This window comes from Plantibacter cousiniae (nom. nud.) (assembly GCF_977070315.1).
The window spans coordinates 121,455-138,245 of sequence record NZ_CDRVEU010000011.1; the positions used below are offsets into that span (position 1 = coordinate 121,455).

The 16,791-nt window shown below is 61.0% G+C and carries 15 protein-coding genes; 6 read left to right on the forward strand and 9 right to left on the reverse strand.

Features of this window, described 5'->3' with window-relative positions; genetic code table 11:
- Positions 1–63 precede the first annotated feature (63 nt).
- Together retS and ACW55A_RS20310 are read left to right on the forward strand one after the other, a co-directional pair.
- On the forward strand, positions 64–2,853 hold the full coding sequence (retS, locus tag ACW55A_RS20305) for a hybrid sensor histidine kinase/response regulator RetS (protein WP_003431733.1): 2,790 nt from the start codon (positions 64–66) through the stop codon (positions 2,851–2,853).
- 69 nt (positions 2,854–2,922) lie between these two features.
- Complete coding sequence (locus tag ACW55A_RS20310) at positions 2,923–3,570, forward strand: MarC family protein (protein ID WP_498811531.1); 648 nt, start codon at positions 2,923–2,925, stop codon at positions 3,568–3,570.
- On the opposite strand, the gene ACW55A_RS20315 is transcribed toward ACW55A_RS20310, so the two are convergent.
- From ACW55A_RS20315 to cobG, 8 genes are all read right to left on the reverse strand, one after another.
- Positions 3,522–4,157: a hypothetical protein gene (locus ACW55A_RS20315; RefSeq protein ID WP_046718949.1), complete on the reverse strand. Its 636-nt coding sequence runs from the start codon at positions 4,155–4,157 to the stop codon at positions 3,522–3,524. The two genes, ACW55A_RS20310 and ACW55A_RS20315, sit on opposite strands and share 49 nt — an antisense overlap.
- Positions 4,138–4,827 (reverse strand): hypothetical protein, encoded by a 690-nt coding sequence (locus ACW55A_RS20320; RefSeq protein WP_455809300.1) that lies wholly within the window; start codon positions 4,825–4,827, stop codon positions 4,138–4,140. The genes ACW55A_RS20315 and ACW55A_RS20320 overlap by 20 nt, the downstream gene beginning before the upstream one ends.
- Positions 4,820–5,518, reverse strand: coding sequence for a hypothetical protein (locus ACW55A_RS20325; protein ID WP_024662968.1), 699 nt, complete (start codon positions 5,516–5,518; stop codon positions 4,820–4,822). Before ACW55A_RS20325 ends, ACW55A_RS20320 begins: the two co-directional genes overlap by 8 nt.
- Positions 5,519–5,576: 58 nt before the next feature.
- Positions 5,577–6,374 carry a hypothetical protein gene (locus ACW55A_RS20330; RefSeq protein ID WP_498811530.1) on the reverse strand — a complete coding sequence of 266 codons (798 nt, stop codon included), beginning with the start codon at positions 6,372–6,374 and terminating at the stop codon, positions 5,577–5,579.
- A 365-nt stretch (positions 6,375–6,739) separates the two neighbouring features.
- A complete protein-coding gene (cobJ, locus tag ACW55A_RS20335) occupies positions 6,740–8,443 on the reverse strand; it encodes a precorrin-3B C(17)-methyltransferase (RefSeq protein ID WP_054081941.1) in 1,704 nt (567 codons plus the stop codon).
- Complete coding sequence (locus tag ACW55A_RS20340) at positions 8,443–9,177, reverse strand: precorrin-2 C(20)-methyltransferase (protein WP_498811529.1); 735 nt, start codon at positions 9,175–9,177, stop codon at positions 8,443–8,445. Before ACW55A_RS20340 ends, cobJ begins: the two co-directional genes overlap by 1 nt.
- Positions 9,174–9,800, reverse strand: coding sequence for a precorrin-8X methylmutase (locus ACW55A_RS20345; protein ID WP_003368856.1), 627 nt, complete (start codon positions 9,798–9,800; stop codon positions 9,174–9,176). Before ACW55A_RS20345 ends, ACW55A_RS20340 begins: the two co-directional genes overlap by 4 nt.
- Positions 9,793–11,136, reverse strand: coding sequence for a precorrin-3B synthase (cobG, locus tag ACW55A_RS20350; RefSeq protein ID WP_074805292.1), 1,344 nt, complete (start codon positions 11,134–11,136; stop codon positions 9,793–9,795). Before cobG ends, ACW55A_RS20345 begins: the two co-directional genes overlap by 8 nt.
- 135 nt (positions 11,137–11,271) lie before the next feature.
- Here cobG and ACW55A_RS20355 point away from each other — a divergent pair, with 135 nt between their 5' ends.
- Genes ACW55A_RS20355 through ACW55A_RS20365 form a run of 3 tightly spaced genes read left to right on the forward strand, consistent with a single transcriptional unit; the run spans position 11,272 to position 14,302 of the window.
- Positions 11,272–12,474, forward strand: a complete 1,203-nt coding sequence (locus ACW55A_RS20355) for a bifunctional cobalt-precorrin-7 (C(5))-methyltransferase/cobalt-precorrin-6B (C(15))-methyltransferase (RefSeq protein ID WP_003431745.1) — start codon at positions 11,272–11,274, stop codon at positions 12,472–12,474.
- Positions 12,474–13,586, forward strand: coding sequence for a cobalt-precorrin-5B (C(1))-methyltransferase (locus tag ACW55A_RS20360; RefSeq protein WP_498811528.1), 1,113 nt, complete (start codon positions 12,474–12,476; stop codon positions 13,584–13,586). The genes ACW55A_RS20355 and ACW55A_RS20360 overlap by 1 nt, the downstream gene beginning before the upstream one ends.
- Positions 13,583–14,302, forward strand: a complete 720-nt coding sequence (locus ACW55A_RS20365) for a cobalt-precorrin-6A reductase (protein WP_003368866.1) — start codon at positions 13,583–13,585, stop codon at positions 14,300–14,302. Before ACW55A_RS20360 ends, ACW55A_RS20365 begins: the two co-directional genes overlap by 4 nt.
- Positions 14,303–15,497: 1,195 nt before the next feature.
- Here ACW55A_RS20365 and ACW55A_RS20370 read toward each other — a convergent pair.
- Positions 15,498–15,956, reverse strand: a complete 459-nt coding sequence (locus tag ACW55A_RS20370) for an REP-associated tyrosine transposase (protein WP_096104896.1) — start codon at positions 15,954–15,956, stop codon at positions 15,498–15,500.
- A 140-nt stretch (positions 15,957–16,096) separates the two neighbouring features.
- Here ACW55A_RS20370 and ACW55A_RS20375 point away from each other — a divergent pair, with 140 nt between their 5' ends.
- Positions 16,097–16,558 carry a copper chaperone PCu(A)C gene (locus ACW55A_RS20375; protein ID WP_498811527.1) on the forward strand — a complete coding sequence of 154 codons (462 nt, stop codon included), beginning with the start codon at positions 16,097–16,099 and terminating at the stop codon, positions 16,556–16,558.
- Positions 16,559–16,791 lie beyond the last annotated feature (233 nt).

Below are 16,791 nucleotides of genomic sequence, written 5' to 3' on the forward strand. Positions count from 1 at the left end.
GGCTGGCCGGTTGCTCCGGTATTCGCGGTTTTACCAGGCATTCACTCACGAAGGGATTTCATTGTGCGCTGGCTCAGGATTGCCATAGCCTCAACCGTTGGACTGCTGACCCTGCTGTTCATGCTTTCGGCGCAGGCCGAGCATGGTGCAGGCTGGTCGACGCTGCTCGACGAAAAGGCCCATCTGACGCTGGATGAAATCCGCTCGGCGCGCTATCAGAATCAATTCAGCCCCACCGAGCTGGAACGGGTCGCGGCAGCGGATCGCGGCAGCGCTGTATGGCTGCATTACCGCCTGCAACCGACCCAGCACGAGCAATTGCTGCGTATCTTCGCCCCGGACCTTTCCAGCGCCGACATGTATGTCATGGACGGCGATCGACAGATTGATCATCTACGCACGGGCAACGACGTGCCGATTGAAGATCAGCGACTGCCATCCAACGATTTCCTGCTGCCGGTTCCGCAAAGCTCGGCCTCGCTGGATATCTACCTGAGACTGGTCTCTGCGCAGAAAATGCGCCCCAGCATCACCCTTGAACCGGCCATCGAAAGCGCCGCCAACGAAACCCAGCCATTGCTGTTCGGACTGCTGTTTGGCGCGCTGTCCATGCTGATCGTGCAGAATCTGACGCGTTACGGACACACCCGGTCGCGCAGCAATCTGTGGCTGGCCGCCTGCGAATCGTTACTCGGGCTCAGTGCGCTGTTGCTCCTCAACCTGCTCCGCCCGATCGACCCGTGGAATATCGCGCAAACCCCGAGCGCACACCTGGCGCTGCTGCTGGCCGCTGTCGCAGGCCTGATCTACACCTACTGTTTCTTCGTCCATCGCAATGCCCGCAAACTCGATCGTCTGTTGCTGGGCAACGCGGTGCTCATGGGGATCGGCGCCTTGCTGGTGCTGTTCGACGAAAAGCTGCCGATCAACTTCCTGACGTTCGGCCTGGTCTCGCTGACGACACTGAGCATTCTGGCGGTGTCGATGTGGCACTGGCAGAAGGGCTATCGCTCGGCGCGCCTGTTTGTCCTCGGAATGATCACCTTCAATATCGGCTACATGGTGGTCCTGCCCGGCCTGCTGTGGCTGAGCCTGGTGCCACCGCAATGGCTGCTGCTGGCGCTGCTCAGCGTGTTCTGCATCAGCGGCCTGCTGATGAGCCTGGCCCTCAGCGAACGCCATCGCAGTATCACCGAAGACCGCTTCAGCATCAGCCGCGATCAGGCGGCCAGCACCGCCGAAATCAACGCCAAAGCCGAGTTTCTGGCCAAGATCAGCCACGAGATTCGCACCCCGATGAACGGCGTGCTGGGCATGACCGAGCTGCTGCTCGGCACCCCGCTGTCGGTCAAACAGCGCGACTATGTGCAGACCATTCACAGTGCCGGTAACGAACTGCTGACGCTGATCAACGAGATTCTCGACATCACCAAGCTCGAGTCAGGACAGATCGAACTGGACGACGTGCAGTTCGACATCGGCGCGCTGGTCGAGGACTGCCTGAATATCTTCCGCGCCAAGGCCGAACAGCAACAGGTCGAGCTGATCAGCCAGATCCAGCCTCAGGTGCCACGTGTCATCAATGGTGACCCGACCCGCCTGCGCCAGACACTGCTGAGCCTGCTGGAAAATGCCCTGAAGAAGACCGACGAAGGTGAGATTCTGCTGGCAGTCGCCCTTGAGTCCTCGAAAAGCGGGAATACGCGGCTGCGCATTTCGGTTCAGGACAGCGGCGAAACGCTTTCCGACGAAGAACGTGAAGAACTGCTGCACGCCGAACTGCACAGCCGGAACTTCCTAGCCAGCAGCCGGCTCGGCGGTCATCTGGGACTGGTGATCGCTCGTCAGTTGATCGTACTGATGGATGGCGAATTCGGCATTCAGAACAATGGCGCGCAAGGCAATACGCTGTGGCTGAACCTGCCTCTGGACGCCAAGCTGCTCGAACAGCCGACCATTGATCTGGACAGCCCGCTCAAAGATGCCAGGGTGCTGGTGGTCGATGACAACGACACATGCCGCAAAGTGCTGGTTCAGCAATGCAGTGCCTGGGGCCTGAATGTCAGTGCAGTGGCATCCGGCAAGGAGGCACTGGCCTTGCTCAGGACCAAGGCGCACCTGCGCGACTATTTCGATGTGGTCCTGCTCGATCAGAACATGCCGGGCATGACCGGTATGCAACTGGCCGCCAAGATCAAGGAAGACCCGAGCCTGAATCACGACATACTGTTGATCATGCTGACCGGCATCAGCAATGCACCCAGCAAGATCATCGCGCGCAACTGCGGCATCAAGCGCATTCTGGCCAAACCGGTGGCGGGCTATACGCTCAAGACCACGCTGGCAGATGAACTGACCCAGTTGAACAAGGGTGTCGTGTCGAACAAGCCCGGCCCGGTCGTGACGCCGCCGGTCAGCGTCCCCGGCGACTTCCGTATTCTGGTGGCCGAAGACAACAGCATTTCGACCAAGGTCATCCGCGGCATGCTCGGCAAGCTCAACCTCAACCCCGATACCGCGAGCAATGGCGAAGAAGCGCTGCGAGCCATGAAAGCGCAGCGTTATGATCTGGTGCTGATGGACTGCGAGATGCCGATACTCGACGGCTTCTCGGCCACCGAGCAATTGCGCGCCTGGGAAGTCGGCAATCAGCGTGTACGCACCCCGGTCGTTGCACTGACCGCGCATATTCTCACCGAGCATAAAGACCGCGCACGCCAGGCTGGCATGGACGGCCACATGGCCAAGCCCATCGAACTGTCGCAGTTGCGCGAACTGGTCGAGCACTGGGTGGCGCACCGTGACAAGGCCCGTGGGCTGACGTCGGACGGCGAGCACTATCGGCAAAACTGACGGCGACGGGAAAGGCCTGTGGCCTGATAGACTGCCGATGCCATCCACCTGCTGCTGTGAGTCGAAGCCATGCTTCACGTGTTGTTCAGCGTCTATCTGAAAATGCTGGTGCTTTACAGCCCGTTTTTCGTTCTTTCCTGCTTCATCAGCCTGACGCGTGGTCACTCGCGCAAGGAACAGCGGCGCCTGGCCTGGAAGGTGGCACTGGCGACACTGGTTTCCAGCGTCTTGCTGTATCTGTTCGGGCGCGTGATTTTCGATGTATTCGGCATCACGGTCGATGCATTCAGGATTGGGGCTGGCAGCGTGCTGTTCATCTCGGCACTGGGCATGGCCCAGGGCAAGTCGGCGGTGCAGACCGACAATATCCAACAGGACGTCACCATCGTTCCGCTGACCATCCCGCTGACCGTAGGCCCCGGTACGATCGGTGCGCTGCTGGTCATGGGCGTCAGTCAGCCCCACTGGGACGACAAACTCACCGCCATTCTGAGTATTGCGCTGGCCAGTCTGACCGTTGGCGTCGTGCTTTACCTCTCCAACCGTATCGAACGCATCCTCGGCGATCAGGGTTTGCAGATTGTCAGCCGTTTGATGGGACTGTTCGTCTGTGCACTGGCCGCGCAAATCATTTTCACCGGCATCAGGGGCTGCTGCCCTGACAGGACTCAGATACTTGCAGCCCGCACCATGCCTTGCGCCCTGCCGTCCAGATAACGCATCACCGCGTCACGATGAGCGGCATACACCTTGCTGTCAAAGATGTAACTGCCGCCCTTGAAGTGAAACAGCAGTCTTCGCCTTCCTGGCGCATGGTCGTCCACACTCAGGTGCAGACTGCAAAGCAACAGGAGCATCCGGCCAGGTTCATACTTTTCGCAGGGTACGATCTGAAAACTGCCCAGACGTCCCTGGTCGAAGCCGCGCTGAAAGTACGACTCTGCTGCCTGGCCTACCCCCATTGCAGCAACCGCACGCTGCACCATGTCGCCAAGACGCTTACGATCCGCAGGATGACTGACCTTGAACGTGGCCTGCAATAAATCGTCGACACTGCTCACCACCAGCGAGTCCCCAAGGACCACGCCCTTTTGCTGTATGCCGCGCGCCTTGAGGCGGCTGCGGTAGTAATACATCCAGGTCCCCCACTGGGTTTTGAAATCAAACTGCCTGCCCGCGAACAACTGGGCGTCCAGAAGAACGTTCTGAACATCCGTGCGCTCTTCGTTCGAAAGCCCGGGCAAAAACGCGACCATACTGGCGATAGTGCCCAGATAGGCCGCGTTACCTGTGTCTGCATTCATTTGCGTTACTCCCTTCCATGGGCTTATCCAGGTTGCTAAAGACTGTGATTTCGGCTGCAGCACGATCAGCCAGGGCGTCCTGCACCGTCTGGCGAAAAGGCTCGAAACTCTGGCGACTGAAGCGGAACGCAGTACTGACGGCATGCACCTGCATCTCGCCGCCCAATATCTGCCAGAAATAACGCGCGGGCCGCAGCGCCAGGGTGGTCATCTGCAGGCTGCACAGAAGGATCGACACCTCGTCCTTATTGCGCATTGCACAGGGCATGAGCTGAAAGCTTTCTGAGCGCCCGGACGTAAACCAGCTGCTGAAAAAACTCGTCGCATGATCACTGCTCAATAGCCTGTCGAGCGAACTGCGGTAGAGTTGGCGAAGCTCGCCAGCGTTATCGACCACGGATAGCTGCAGTTTTCCAATGTCACTGAAACTGTGGATTTTCAATCGGGCATCGTTGATCCCGGCGCTCCGCGAACCGCCTGTGGCGGCAATCGAGCGCTGGTAAGCATCCAGCCATGCACGCCAGTTCACTCTGGAAGAATGGCGATCATCTGCGACCAGTCGGGCATGGTGCAGACAATCCATTATGTCCTGGCGCAAATCAGGTTCGACATCGCGGGCGAAGGACAGCACGCTGGCACCCGTCAGTAGAGTTTCATCCGGATCAGACATCGGGACTGCCCCCGAGCGGCATGATCAGGCACGCACGCTTGCTCGACAGCGCGGTGTCGATGCCATCGCGAAACTGCGAATAGACCTGTTCAAACAGTTGCATTGCATGGACAGTCACAGCGATGTTGCCGTAGACACTCTTCGACTCGATGACCTCGAAAAGAAACCCGGATGACAACGGCTGACGTGTGGTGAATTGAAGCTGCACCAGCTTGAGCTTCTGTCGGGTGTCGACGAAAGCCAGTTGCAGAACTACGCTGACCTGCAATTTTCCCGAGTGATTCAAACCGCTCTGTACCGTCTGACTGCGCAACAGATGAAGCGCTTCGCTCGCGACGGACTGGCTGCCTGCCCTGCGCATGAACGCCTCCGCACGCAGGAGCGTCTCGGCTGACACCCACGGTACAAGCGCACGCACCATGCAACTCCACACTGTTTCAGCGGAGTCTTCAGGCAAAGGCTGGCTGATATGTTCGCTGGCGCTCGGCAGCCAGCCGAAACGCTGCGCAGCGGTGAGACGGGTTTCATTCCATTTTTCGGGTTCGGCAAACTTCGAGTGTTGTTTCGATGCGGCCAGCTGCACGTACAGCATCGAGTCCAGCACATCATTTTTCAGGGCGACCCGCTGCGGCTCGGGGAAAAACATCAAACAGCCCGCATTGACGACTACGGCATCCAATTCCTGCTTCATGGGAGAATTCCTTTTATCCCGAAAGCGGAGGCAGTCCGCGCCTCCGCCAACACTCCGATCAGATTTCGTACTCTGCAATCGCATTACTGACATTGTCGCCAAGCCGTTGCTCGATCAGCTTGCGATAGCGCGCATACAGGTCCGTGTTGAGCAACAGGTTGTGCTCGCCCTTCCAGGTCTGGACACTGGTGCCCTGCCATTCCCAGAACAGCACATTGGTGACGTCACTGTCGGCCTGAAAGCTGACTGCCGCCATGGCCAGACTGACGATGCTGTCCCCGGATTCGATACAGGAGGCGATACGGAAGCTACCGCCACGGTGTGCCTTGGTCTGGCTCTCGAACAGGCGCAGGGGTTCTTTCCTGGCCTGCAGCGCGGCGACGGCATCTGCAGCCACTTTGAGCATCAGCAGCGATGCAGGCCCGGGTAACGCGGCAGCTGCAATGGCCGAACCGAGGATCTTTAGACCGACTTCGTCCATGGTGAAACGCTGCTGGGTGGCACGGTAGCGCGCATAGTTCCAATGGGTGGAGAGCCAGCCCACCTTGGAAAGCACTTCGTTGAATTTGTCATACCACTGATCGCCCTGGGTTTCAGAGCTGAACGCCTTGTTGGCCACAAGGGTGGCGAACAGAAAGGAATTCATCACGTCCTGCTTGCTCTGCGCCGACATACCGTTGGGAAATGCCAGCACACTGCCTGCAACCACCGCACCTTCATGGCCGGACTGTGCGTCAGTGACGTCACCTGCCTGAGGCAATCCGGGGATTGCGGGGGCCGCGAATGCGCCCAACGAAGCTGGGCATTCAGCCAGCTCGCAGGCGGCAATGTAATCGAGGTTGTCAGTGCTGTTCATGGTTTTGTCCTGTGTCATTTCATTAGTCCTTTAACTCATGCGTCCTTATGGACTGAATCGAGACTAACGAAATAAATCAGGCGGTTTTTTCGGAGCTTTCCGTTGCCCTCTGGTGGCTTTCGGGCACTTGGCTGCCGAACTCGATACGCAGAGCCAGATTCAACCCGCCATCTGCCTCCCGGCGTACCGCAGGTGAGCGAATATTCCGGGGAGGCTTCTGGAATCGGACTACCGACGACGACGGTTGAAGAGAGCCGATTCGCTCAAGCCTGTGGGCCGAAACAACGGCTCACAGGCTTGAAGTGACATCGCCACTTCAGCGCTTTCCCACGATAAATGCCAGCAGGTATGACACGCGTGTGCGCTCAACCTGTAGGCTTGTTGCCGTACCAACGCGGCGTATAGACCCAGTTGCCGCCTGCGTGGCGCGTAAAGGTGCACGTCAGGGAAGAGCCGATCAACACCATAGTGCGCATGTCCACCTGCTCCGGTGTCAATTCGCCCAGCGTGATAACCCTCAATGTCTGCCCGGGACGGCCGATGTCGCGGCCCAGCGTCACGGGGGTTGCAGGGATGCGATGCTGGCGGACAATCTCCAGCGCACGCCCCAGTTGCCAGGGTCGGGAGCGAGATATCGGGTTGTAGAATGCCAGCGCCAGATCGGCCTGACAGGCGAGGTCCAGACGCTTTTCGATGATGTCCCAAGGCTTGAGGTTGTCGGACAGCGACAGCACGCAGAAATCATGTCCCAGCGGCGCACCAGCCTGAGCGGCGGTTGCCAGAGAAGCCGAGACACCCGGCAGAATCTCCAGCTCGACCGCATGCCAGTGAGGATTATCCGACTCATGCAACGCCTCAAGCACCGCTGAAGCCATGGCGAACACTCCCGGATCACCGGACGACACCACAACCACCGAACGGCCTTGAGCAGCCAGCTCGAAGGCATGCCGGGCACGCTGCATTTCTTCGCGATTGTCAGTGCAGTGCAGTACCTGATCGGCACGAAACGGCCCTGCCATGCGCACGTAGGTTTCATAGCCCAGCACATCATTGGCACGTGCCAGTTCGGCCTTGACCGCAGGCACCATCAGGTCTGCTGCGCCAGGGCCCAGACCAATGACTGCAACGCGGCCACGCCCGCGGCCGATGCTCTGCACCTCCAGCGGTTGCGCCGCGACAGCAATCGCGGTGTGGGCGTCGACGCAGAGCGGTGGCAACAGCTGCGGCACAGCCTTCATGGCCATCTCGCTGGCCGCAGCGGCGCTGACGAATCGCACCGCAACGTCCAGCTCGGCGGCAGCCTTGTGCAGGTGCGGATTGGCCATCTGCTCCTCGGCAGCCAACAGGCACGCCAAGGACTGCCCGGCAATACGTACCTCGCGCAGGGCCGAGCGCACGTGCTCAGCCAGTTCGTCACTGAGGTCAGTCACCGCCACCAGCACGTTACGCGGGTATATCAGCAATTCATGGGGTGACGGCTCGCGCAGGGTACTGCCAACATGAATGGCCAGCGCGGCCTGTGGATCTTCGGGCAGTTGCGCCTGGGCCAGCCAAGGGGCTTCGCCCTCGATGCGTACAGGTTCGCCGGACAGCAGGTCGGAAACGAAACGCTTGCCCAGCTCCAGATCGCCCAGCGCATAGCCGCTTGGCGGGTTGAGCAGACAGGTGCCGAAACGCAGCTCGCCGCTGGTGGTGATCGCTGGCGCAACGCCAAGCCCGCTGGCGATGCTGCGCGCCAGGACATTCACCCCGCCAAGGCCGCCAAGCAGCGGCACTACGGCGCTGCCGTCTTCGGCCACGGCGAGCACTGGCGGTTCGGCGCCCTTCTCCAGCAGCACGGCGGCCAGGGTGCGAATAACGATACCGGCTGCGCAAAGGGCGATGATCGGTGTGTTCTGTTGATACAGCTGGCGCAGCGTCGCGCCGAACTCGCTGTAAGTGCGGTCGGCCCCCTGCACGCGCTCGGCCAGGCCATGAATCAGCGCATCGGGGAACAGCTGTTGAATGCGCCGCGCGGTGGCAAGGCTGCCATTGCCGAGAATGACGATGGCCGGGGTCATGGAGGTCATCAGCCTTGCCACCTGTCGCCAGGGACGATAATCAGCGAAAAATACGGCGAAGACATCGGGTCGACCTGGTCCAGCGGGACGATTTTCTGGTTGCTCATCGTGGCGCGCTCAACATACAGCGCACGCCCGGCCATCCCCAGTTCGGTCAGCACCTCGCGAACCTTGTGGAAATTGCGCCCCAGTTTCATGATCACCGCCGCGTCGGCGTCGGCCAGCTTGCGTTTCAGGTCGTCGTGGGACAGCACACCGGACAGCACTGACAGGCTCTGGTTGCGATACACCAGCGGCGCGCCCAGCACCGAAGCGCCACCGAGCATCGAGCACACACCCGGGATCACTTCGGCCTCGTAGCGCTCGGCCAGACGATCGTGCAGGTACATGTAGGAGCCATAGAAAAACGGATCGCCTTCGCAGATCACCGCCACGTCACGTCCGGCGTCCAGGTGCGCGGCAATATGCCGGCTGGATTCGTCGTAGAAGTCGCTGATGAGCTTTTCGTAGGACAGTGTCGGCGGCAATGCCTCAGTGGTCACCGGGTAGACCAGCGGCATCAGGGTCTGAACGTCCTGCAGATGCGCTTCGATGATGCCGAATGCGTTGCCCTTTTTGCCCTTGGCCACGAAATACGCCACCACCGGCGACTCGCGCAGCAGACGCAGGGCTTTGACAGTGATCAGCTCCGGGTCGCCGGGACCTACGCCCAGGCCAATCAATCGACCGCGTGCCTGCATCATTCGATCTCCGTGGCCAGTGCGTTGACTGCGGCCACGGCCATAGCGCTGCCGCCACGGCGGCCCTGCATGATCACGAACGGCACACCGCGGCTATCGGCGGCAAGCATCGCCTTCGACTCGGCGGCGCCGACAAAGCCGACCGGAAAGCCGAGAATCAGTGCAGGCTTCGGCGCACCGGCATCGAGCATTTCCAACAGATAGAACAGCGCGGTCGGCGCGTTGCCGATGACCACCACGCTGCCTTCCAGGTGCGGACGCCACAGCTCAAGCGCCACCGCAGAACGCGTATTGCCCAGCTCCAGGGCCATTTCCCGCACGCCTTCATCATGCAAGGTGCAGATAATCGGATTATTGGCGGGCAGACGGGTGCGAGTGATGCCTTCGGAGACCATGCGCGCATCGCACAGGATCGGCGCTCCGGCGGCCAGAGCGTTGCGCCCGGCAGTACCGGCACCCGGCGAGAAGCGCAGGTCTTCGATGACTTCGACCATCCCACAGGCATGGATCACGCGCACGGCGAGTTTTTCCAAGTCGGCAGGGATCGTGTCAAGACGCGCTTCGGCGCGAATGATCGAGAAAGAGTTGCGATATATCTCCTGACCATCGCGGATGTAATCAATCATGCATATTGCTCCGTGAGCCGGCGTTCAACTGCGCGCCGACTGCTTCAATAGTAAGGTTGCGCGCGCGCAGCACGCCGAAACCGGCATGCGCTGCATCGCGAAAATAAAGATCGTAACGGCCCGGCGCGACAGCCAGCAAGGTTACTGGCGCTACGTGAGCGGCGGCGCAGGAACGCGTGCAGCCGCTCACGTGCACAGCCTGGCCGGTAGCCAGCCCGGCAGCCAGTTGCAGGGCGTCGGACTTGGTATCGGCCAGCCCCTTGGCGCACCCGGCAGAACCGGTACAGGCGAGCATCTGCGCCAGTGGTTGCTCGGCCGCCCCGACGAATCCCGATGCCTGCAACGCGTCCAGCACCGCCGCGGCGCGCTCGACCGGCACGTTCGGCAACAACAGGCTTTGCCAGGGCGTCAGGCGCAGCGTGCCGTCGCCCTGATCCGCCGCCAGTTGCGCCACGCTGGAAAGCATCGCCGCATCGAGACGCCCCAACGGTACTGCAGCGCCCACCGCCACCTGATTCGGCTGGGCCTGTGGATAAACACCAATGTGGCGAATGCCTTGAATGGCCGGACGCTGCCAATCGGTGATCGCCTTATCGGTCCGCACTGTGCAGCCGGACCGGGTCGACAGCTCGCGCAGCATATCGTCGGTCGAAACCTCGGCCAGCAGGTGTCGCATCCGGGTGTGCTCGGGACGGGCAAGGTCGAGAAACAGCTCCAGCAGTGCGACAACCAGCGTCTTCCCCTCGGCCACAGGGACAGCCGCCAGCGGTCGGTCATGGGCCGGGCAGCCGGCCAGCCCGAACGCCAGCAACACTTCGCCATCGACTTTCAGCGCCGACAGCCACACGTCATGCGGGTGTTCGAGCATGACCAGCGTTTCACCAGCGTCCAGCGACAAGGCAAACTTGGGGGACAGCTCATGAAAACGCGGATGATGTTCCAGCGCGTCGAGAATCTGCGCTGCCAGCGGCCGGGCATCGAAGAGCATCTGCGGGTCCAGCCCGGCCGTCGGGCTGAGCATCAGGTTGCGCACATCGTCGCTGGCCGGGTTGGCGGGGCCGAGCCCTGCCGCCATCAAGGCGCCGATCAACCCGTCGTGATTGGCACCAATGCCGCGAATCTGCAAATTGGCGCGGTTGGTGGCTTCGATAACACCCTGTGCATACGTGCTCGCGGCCTCGGCAACGGCCATGGCCTGCGCACGGGTGATCACCCCGCCCGCCAGCTTGATCCGGCAGATCCCGCCGTCCAGTGCCGGGACGATACGCAGCAACCCCGGGCAGGCCGAGGGGCGTAGCGTTGCAGAGGATGTGCGAGCGGACTGCTGCTCGTTCAATGGGTCACCCGATGTGAACTGGCTGGAAACGGACGTTGATTAGAGCACTTGTACCCCGTCGGGCGCGGTATTATGCCTGCTTTGTCCGCAGGCATGAAAAGGCGCTCTGTCGGAAGTTCGGATTGAGGTAGGTACATGTCACCGTGGCTGACAGTCGTGGGAATCGGAGAAGACGGTTACAAAGGGCTCGGCAAGAACGCTAGACACGCTCTGCTGCACGCTGATCAGGTGTTCGGCGGCCCGCGTCAGCTAGCGTTGCTGCCGCCGTGCATTCGCGCCGAACGACGTGCGTGGCCGAGTCCTTTCTCGTTGAACCCGGTGCTCGAGCAGCGGGGTGCCGAGATCTGCGTGCTGGCCAGTGGCGACCCGATGATGTTCGGCGTCGGCGCCAGTCTTGCACGCGTGGTCAGCATTGACGAAATGCGCATTCTGCCCGCGCCCTCCTCTTACTCTCTGGCCGCCGCCCGCCTCGGCTGGCCGCTGCAGGACGTGGTCACCCTGTCGGTGGTTGCCCGGCCAGCGGCCGCGCTGAACGCACATGTCCACCATGGCATGCGTCTGCTGGTGTTGAGTAACGACGGCAGCAGCCCTGCCCTGATTGCCGGTTTGTTGCGCGAACGCGGCTTTGGTCCAAGCCGCATGACCGTCCTGGAGCATCTGGGCGGCGAAGCCGAGCGGCGCGTCGAAGGACTGGCCAGCGAGTGGGGCAACCCCGAGATCGCCGCGCTGAACCTGGTTGCCATCGACTGTCGTGCCGACGCCAGCGCCATCCGTCTGAGCCCCATTTCAGGTTTGCCGGACAGCGCGTTCGAACATGACGGCCAGCTTACCAAGCGCGACGTGCGCGCCATCACCCTCGCCCGCCTTGCACCGCTGCCGGGCGAACTGTTGTGGGATGTCGGCGCGGGTTGCGGCTCCATCGGCATCGAATGGATGCGCGCGCACCCGACCTGCAGGGCGATGGCTATCGAAGCCGATGAAGGCCGCCAGCAACTGATCGAATTCAACCGCGACGCACTCGGCGTGCCCGGCCTGCAATTGGTGCGGGGCAGCGCGCCTCAGGCCCTGAGCGGTCTGGAACGCCCGGATGCGATCTTCATCGGCGGTGGCGTGACGCGTGTCGGCGTGCTGGAAACCTGCTGGGAACAACTGCGTCCGGGCGGCCGACTGGTCGCCAATGCGGTCACCCTGCAAAGCGAAACGGCCTTGATGGCCTGGCGCGAACGGCATGGCGGCGAGCTGACCCGTATCCACGTCGCCCATGCACAACCCCTTGGCGAATTCGACACGTGGCGTCAGGCGTTGCCGATCACCCTGCTGGACGTAGTCAAACCCTGATGCGCGAAGAAACCGCCGAACAGCCTGCGCCACTGCGCAGTGGCCTGACCACTGGCAGTTGTGCGACCGCAACCAGCCTCGCAGCCGCGCGGCTGTTGCTCTGTGGGCAGATCAGCGATGCGGTGGACATCGTTCTGCCCAATGGCAAACAGGTACAGATGCGCCTGGAATTCTGCCGGCTTGTGGATGACTTCGCGGAAGCTGCAACGCTCAAGGATGCAGGCGACGATCCGGATGTCACCCACGGCGCGCTGGTATTTGCCCGCGTCAGGCTACAGGCGGCAGCAGGCGTGCGCTTCGTGGCGGGTGCAGGCGTCGGCACCGTGACCCGCCCCGGGCTGGTGCTGGCAGTCGGTGAGCCGGCCATCAACCCGGTGCCCCGGCGCATGATGACCGAGCATCTGCTTCGGCTGGCCGAAGAACAAGGCTACAGCGGCGGATTCGAAGTCACGATCGGCGTCGAGGGCGGCGAGGCGCTGGCGCTCAAGACCATGAACCCGCGCCTGGGCATTCTCGGCGGACTGTCGATTCTCGGCACCAGCGGGATTGTCCGGCCGTTCTCCTGCGCGGCCTATATCGCCTCGATCCATCAGGGCATCGACGTCGCCACCACCAACGGCTATCGGCATATCGCCGCCTGCACCGGCAATGCCAGCGAAGACACCATGCGCCGCGTCTACAAAATCCCCGATATCGCCCTGATCGAGATGGGCGACTTTGTCGGTGCGGTGCTCAAGCACTTGCGCAAGGTGCCTGTGGATAAGTTGAGCGTGTGCGGAGGCTTCGGCAAGATCAGCAAGCTGGCCGCCGGCCATATGGACCTGCACAGCCGCCATTCCAGCATCGACCTGCCGCAACTGGCGCACTGGGCTGCGCAGGTCGGCGCGGATGCAGGCCTGCAACAACGGATCCTTGAAGCCAACACCAGTCAGCAAGCGCTGGCGATGAGCGCTGCGGCAGGTGTGCCACTGGGTGACGAAGTGTGTCGCCACGCGCTGAGTTTCGCGCGCAGCATCGTGCCTGCGAGCGTTCAGGTGGAGGTTTTCGCCATTGACCGTCAGGGCGGACTGGTGGGTCAGGCTGGCGTTGATTTACAGAGAGAAGCGACATGAAACGCATCCTGCTGCTGGGCGGCATTACCGAGGCCTTGGCGATTGCGCGGAAGCTCGGGCCTGAGCACATCTACAGCCTCGCGGGCGTGGGCCGGGTGCCGTCTGACCTGGCCTGCCAATTGAAGGTCGGCGGTTATGGCGGCGCCGAGGGGATGGCGCAGTACATGGGCGAACAGGGCGTCGACTTGCTGCTGGACGCCACCCACCCGTACGCCGCACAGATCAGCCACAACGCAGCGCGAGCGGCCAGGCTGGCCGGCATTCCCTGCTGGGCCTTGCGCCGCACCGCGTGGCAGGCAGGTCCAGAGGACGACTGGCGCGAAGTGGCTGACTGGTCAGAACTGGCCAATGCCCTGCTCCCGTTCAAGCGCCCGTTGTTCACGCTGGGTCGCGAGCCCTTGCAGCACCTGAACGAAATCCCGCCGCACCAGTTCTGGACACTCCGGGCACTGGACGACTACCCCGGCAACCAACACTGCGAAGTGATCGGCGCACGCGGCCCGTTCATGCTGGAAGACGAGCGCCAGTTGTTCGAACAACGCCGCATCGACGTACTGATCAGCAAAAACAGCGGCAGCAGCTCCACCGAACCCAAGCTCGACATCGCCCGCGAACGCGGCCTGCCCGTCCTGATCCTCAAACGCCCGCAGTTGCCTGACGCTGATAGGCTGTTCTGGGGTGTGGATGCAGTGCTGGAGGCGTTGGGCCTGGATTGATCAGCCGTCTTTAGTCCTCACTGAATGGACCTGTAGGGAGCTTGCTCACGAAGAGGCCGGTGCAGCCGCTGGAAATCTGTGATCCGTTAATACGCCTTCGCGAGCAAGCTCGCTCCCACTAAATCAGCGATGCTGCAGAACACACCTCGGACCCGTGGGAGTGAGCTTGCTCACGAAGAGGTCGGGGCAGCCGCTGGAAATCTGTGATCCGTTACTACGCCTTCGCGAGCAAGCTCGCTCCCACAGGATCAGAGATGCTGCAAAACACACCTCGGCCCCGTGGGAGTGAGCTTGCTCACGAAGAGGCCGGTGCAGCCGCTGAAAATCTGTTGATCTGTTAATACGCCTTCGCGAGCAAGCTTGCTCCCACAGGATCAGCGATGCTGCAGAACACACCTCGGACCCGCGGGAGTGAGCTTGCTCACGAAGAGGCCGGTGCAGCCGCTGAAAATCTATTGATCTGTTAATACGCCTTCGCGAGCAAGCTCGCCCCCACTAGATCAGCGATGCTGCAAAACACACCTAGGTCCCGTGGGAGTGAGCTTGCTCACGAAGAGGTCGGGGCAGCCGCTGAAAATCTGTTGATCTGTTAATACGCCTTCGCGAGCAAGCTCGCTCCCACTAGATCAGCGATGCTGCAGAACACACCCCGGCCCCGTGGGAGTGAGCTTGCTCACGAAGAGGCCGGTGCAGCCGCTGAAAATCTATTGATCTGTTAATACGCCTTCGCGAGCAAGCTCGCCCCCACTAGATCAGCGATGCTGCAAAACACACCTCGGTCCCGTGGGAGTGAGCTTGCTCACGAAGAGGTCGGGGCAGCCGCTGAAAATCTGTTGATCTGTTAATACGCCTTCGCGAGCAAGCTCGCTCCCATTAGATCAGCGATGCTGCAGAACACACCCCGGACCCGTGGGAGTGAGCTTGCTCACGAAGAGGTCGGGGCAGCCGCTGGAAATCTGTGATCCGTTAATACGCCTTCGCGAGCAAGCTCGCTCCCACAGGATCAGCGATGCTGCAGAACACACCTCGGACCCGTGGGAGTGAGCTTGCTCACGAAGAGGCCGGTGCAGCCGCTGAAAATCTGTTGATCTATTAATACGCCTTCGCGAGCAAGCTCGCTCCCACAGGATCAGCGATGCTGCAGAACACACCTCGGCCCCGTGGGAGTGAGCTTGCTCGCGAAGAGGCCGGTTTTTCACAACCAGATTGCGTCCCATAGGGGATAATCGCGCACGCTTTTGACCAGGTTGGCTCGAACCGGATTGGCCACAATATAACGGGCAAAACCCAAAAGGCTTTCTTCAATGCGGATGCTGACGTCGTGGAATCCGCTTTGCCAAAAAGGTCCACTGCAGCCTCTGGCTCTGTTTATGGCGATCGCGCTTTTCGATTTCACGCGCTGCACAACTCTGGATAATGAATGACTATTCAACTGCAGCAGCCAGTGAATGTGGTCGAGCATTACCACCCAGGCTAATGAATCAGCCAGTTGCTGCTCCTGAACGTGTCGAAGTTCATCAACCAGCAGACGGCCCATGCGCCAATCGGAAAAGACAGGATTTCTCTGGAATGTTTTTGCGGTGACCAAATACATTTGGCCTGCACTGGAGAATCGCCCCAAACGCAAACGATGTGACTGTGCCCTTTCATACATCCCGATCCCCTTATGACTGCATGCCGGGGAACGACTTTACGAAACAGGCTCACTCAGCGGCGCTCAAAGGTTTACCCAGGTGTTTCGGATTTCCATTTAAGCTACCTTTCACCCCTTCATCGAATCCTGCGGAGCCCCCCATGCTCAAAAAAGCACTGCTGCTGGCCGCACTGCTGCTGCCAGCCAGCCTCGTCCACGCCCATGAGTACAAGGCAGGGCCGTTGCTGATTGGCCATCCGTGGTCAATGGAGCTACCGCCCAACGCACCGACGGTGGCAGCGTATTTCACTATCGAGAACAAGGGTGACAGCGCCGACCGTTTGATTAGCATCGACACACCCATCGCCGGGCAGGCGCAGTTGCATGAGCATGTACATGTCGACGGGCTGATGAAGATGCAGCACGTTCAGGCGGTCGACATACCGGCTGGCGCGAAGGTGGCTTTCGCCCCCATGGCCTGGCACGTGATGCTGCTGGACATCAAGGACCGCTCGAAGCTGGTGGTCGGCCAACGCTTCCCGATGACCCTGCATTTTGAAAAGGCGGGGGATGTCGAGGTGCAGGTCGTGGTACAAAAACAGGCTTCGGAACACCAGCACTGAGTAACTCCCAACGAGCAGGGCCGGGAGCTGAATGCCTTCATCGATCCTATCGCGGTGGTATCCCTGACACCCAGGACCGATGCTGGTTGTCCGGGCGCTTGATCGAATAGTGCTTTCGCGCTTTGCCAAAACAGCGACAACAGCTTAGATTGCTCTCTGCGGGGCCTGAAACCATTGAGTGGCGTTGTGATGAATTCCTCCTCATACCCGGTTTCAGGCCCCGTCCTTACCTC

Bases quoted from the DNA above. Each gene is read 5' to 3' on its own strand.
- ACW55A_RS20340 (WP_498811529.1), bottom strand. From the start codon at position 9,177: ATGATGCAGGCACGCGGTCGATTGATTGGCCTGGGCGTAGGTCCCGGC.
- ACW55A_RS20330 (WP_498811530.1), bottom strand. From the start codon at position 6,374: ATGAACAGCACTGACAACCTCGATTACATTGCCGCCTGCGAGCTGGCT.
- ACW55A_RS20325 (WP_024662968.1), bottom strand. From the start codon at position 5,518: ATGAAGCAGGAATTGGATGCCGTAGTCGTCAATGCGGGCTGTTTGATG.
- ACW55A_RS20365 (WP_003368866.1), top strand. From the start codon at position 13,583: ATGAAACGCATCCTGCTGCTGGGCGGCATTACCGAGGCCTTGGCGATT.
- cobJ (WP_054081941.1), bottom strand. From the start codon at position 8,443: ATGACCTCCATGACCCCGGCCATCGTCATTCTCGGCAATGGCAGCCTT.
- ACW55A_RS20355 (WP_003431745.1), top strand. From the start codon at position 11,272: ATGTCACCGTGGCTGACAGTCGTGGGAATCGGAGAAGACGGTTACAAA.
- ACW55A_RS20315 (WP_046718949.1), bottom strand. From the start codon at position 4,157: ATGAATGCAGACACAGGTAACGCGGCCTATCTGGGCACTATCGCCAGT.
- ACW55A_RS20320 (WP_455809300.1), bottom strand. From the start codon at position 4,827: ATGTCTGATCCGGATGAAACTCTACTGACGGGTGCCAGCGTGCTGTCC.
- ACW55A_RS20370 (WP_096104896.1), bottom strand. From the start codon at position 15,956: ATGTATGAAAGGGCACAGTCACATCGTTTGCGTTTGGGGCGATTCTCC.
- ACW55A_RS20310 (WP_498811531.1), top strand. From the start codon at position 2,923: ATGCTTCACGTGTTGTTCAGCGTCTATCTGAAAATGCTGGTGCTTTAC.
- ACW55A_RS20375 (WP_498811527.1), top strand. From the start codon at position 16,097: ATGCTCAAAAAAGCACTGCTGCTGGCCGCACTGCTGCTGCCAGCCAGC.
- ACW55A_RS20360 (WP_498811528.1), top strand. From the start codon at position 12,474: ATGCGCGAAGAAACCGCCGAACAGCCTGCGCCACTGCGCAGTGGCCTG.
- ACW55A_RS20345 (WP_003368856.1), bottom strand. From the start codon at position 9,800: ATGATTGATTACATCCGCGATGGTCAGGAGATATATCGCAACTCTTTC.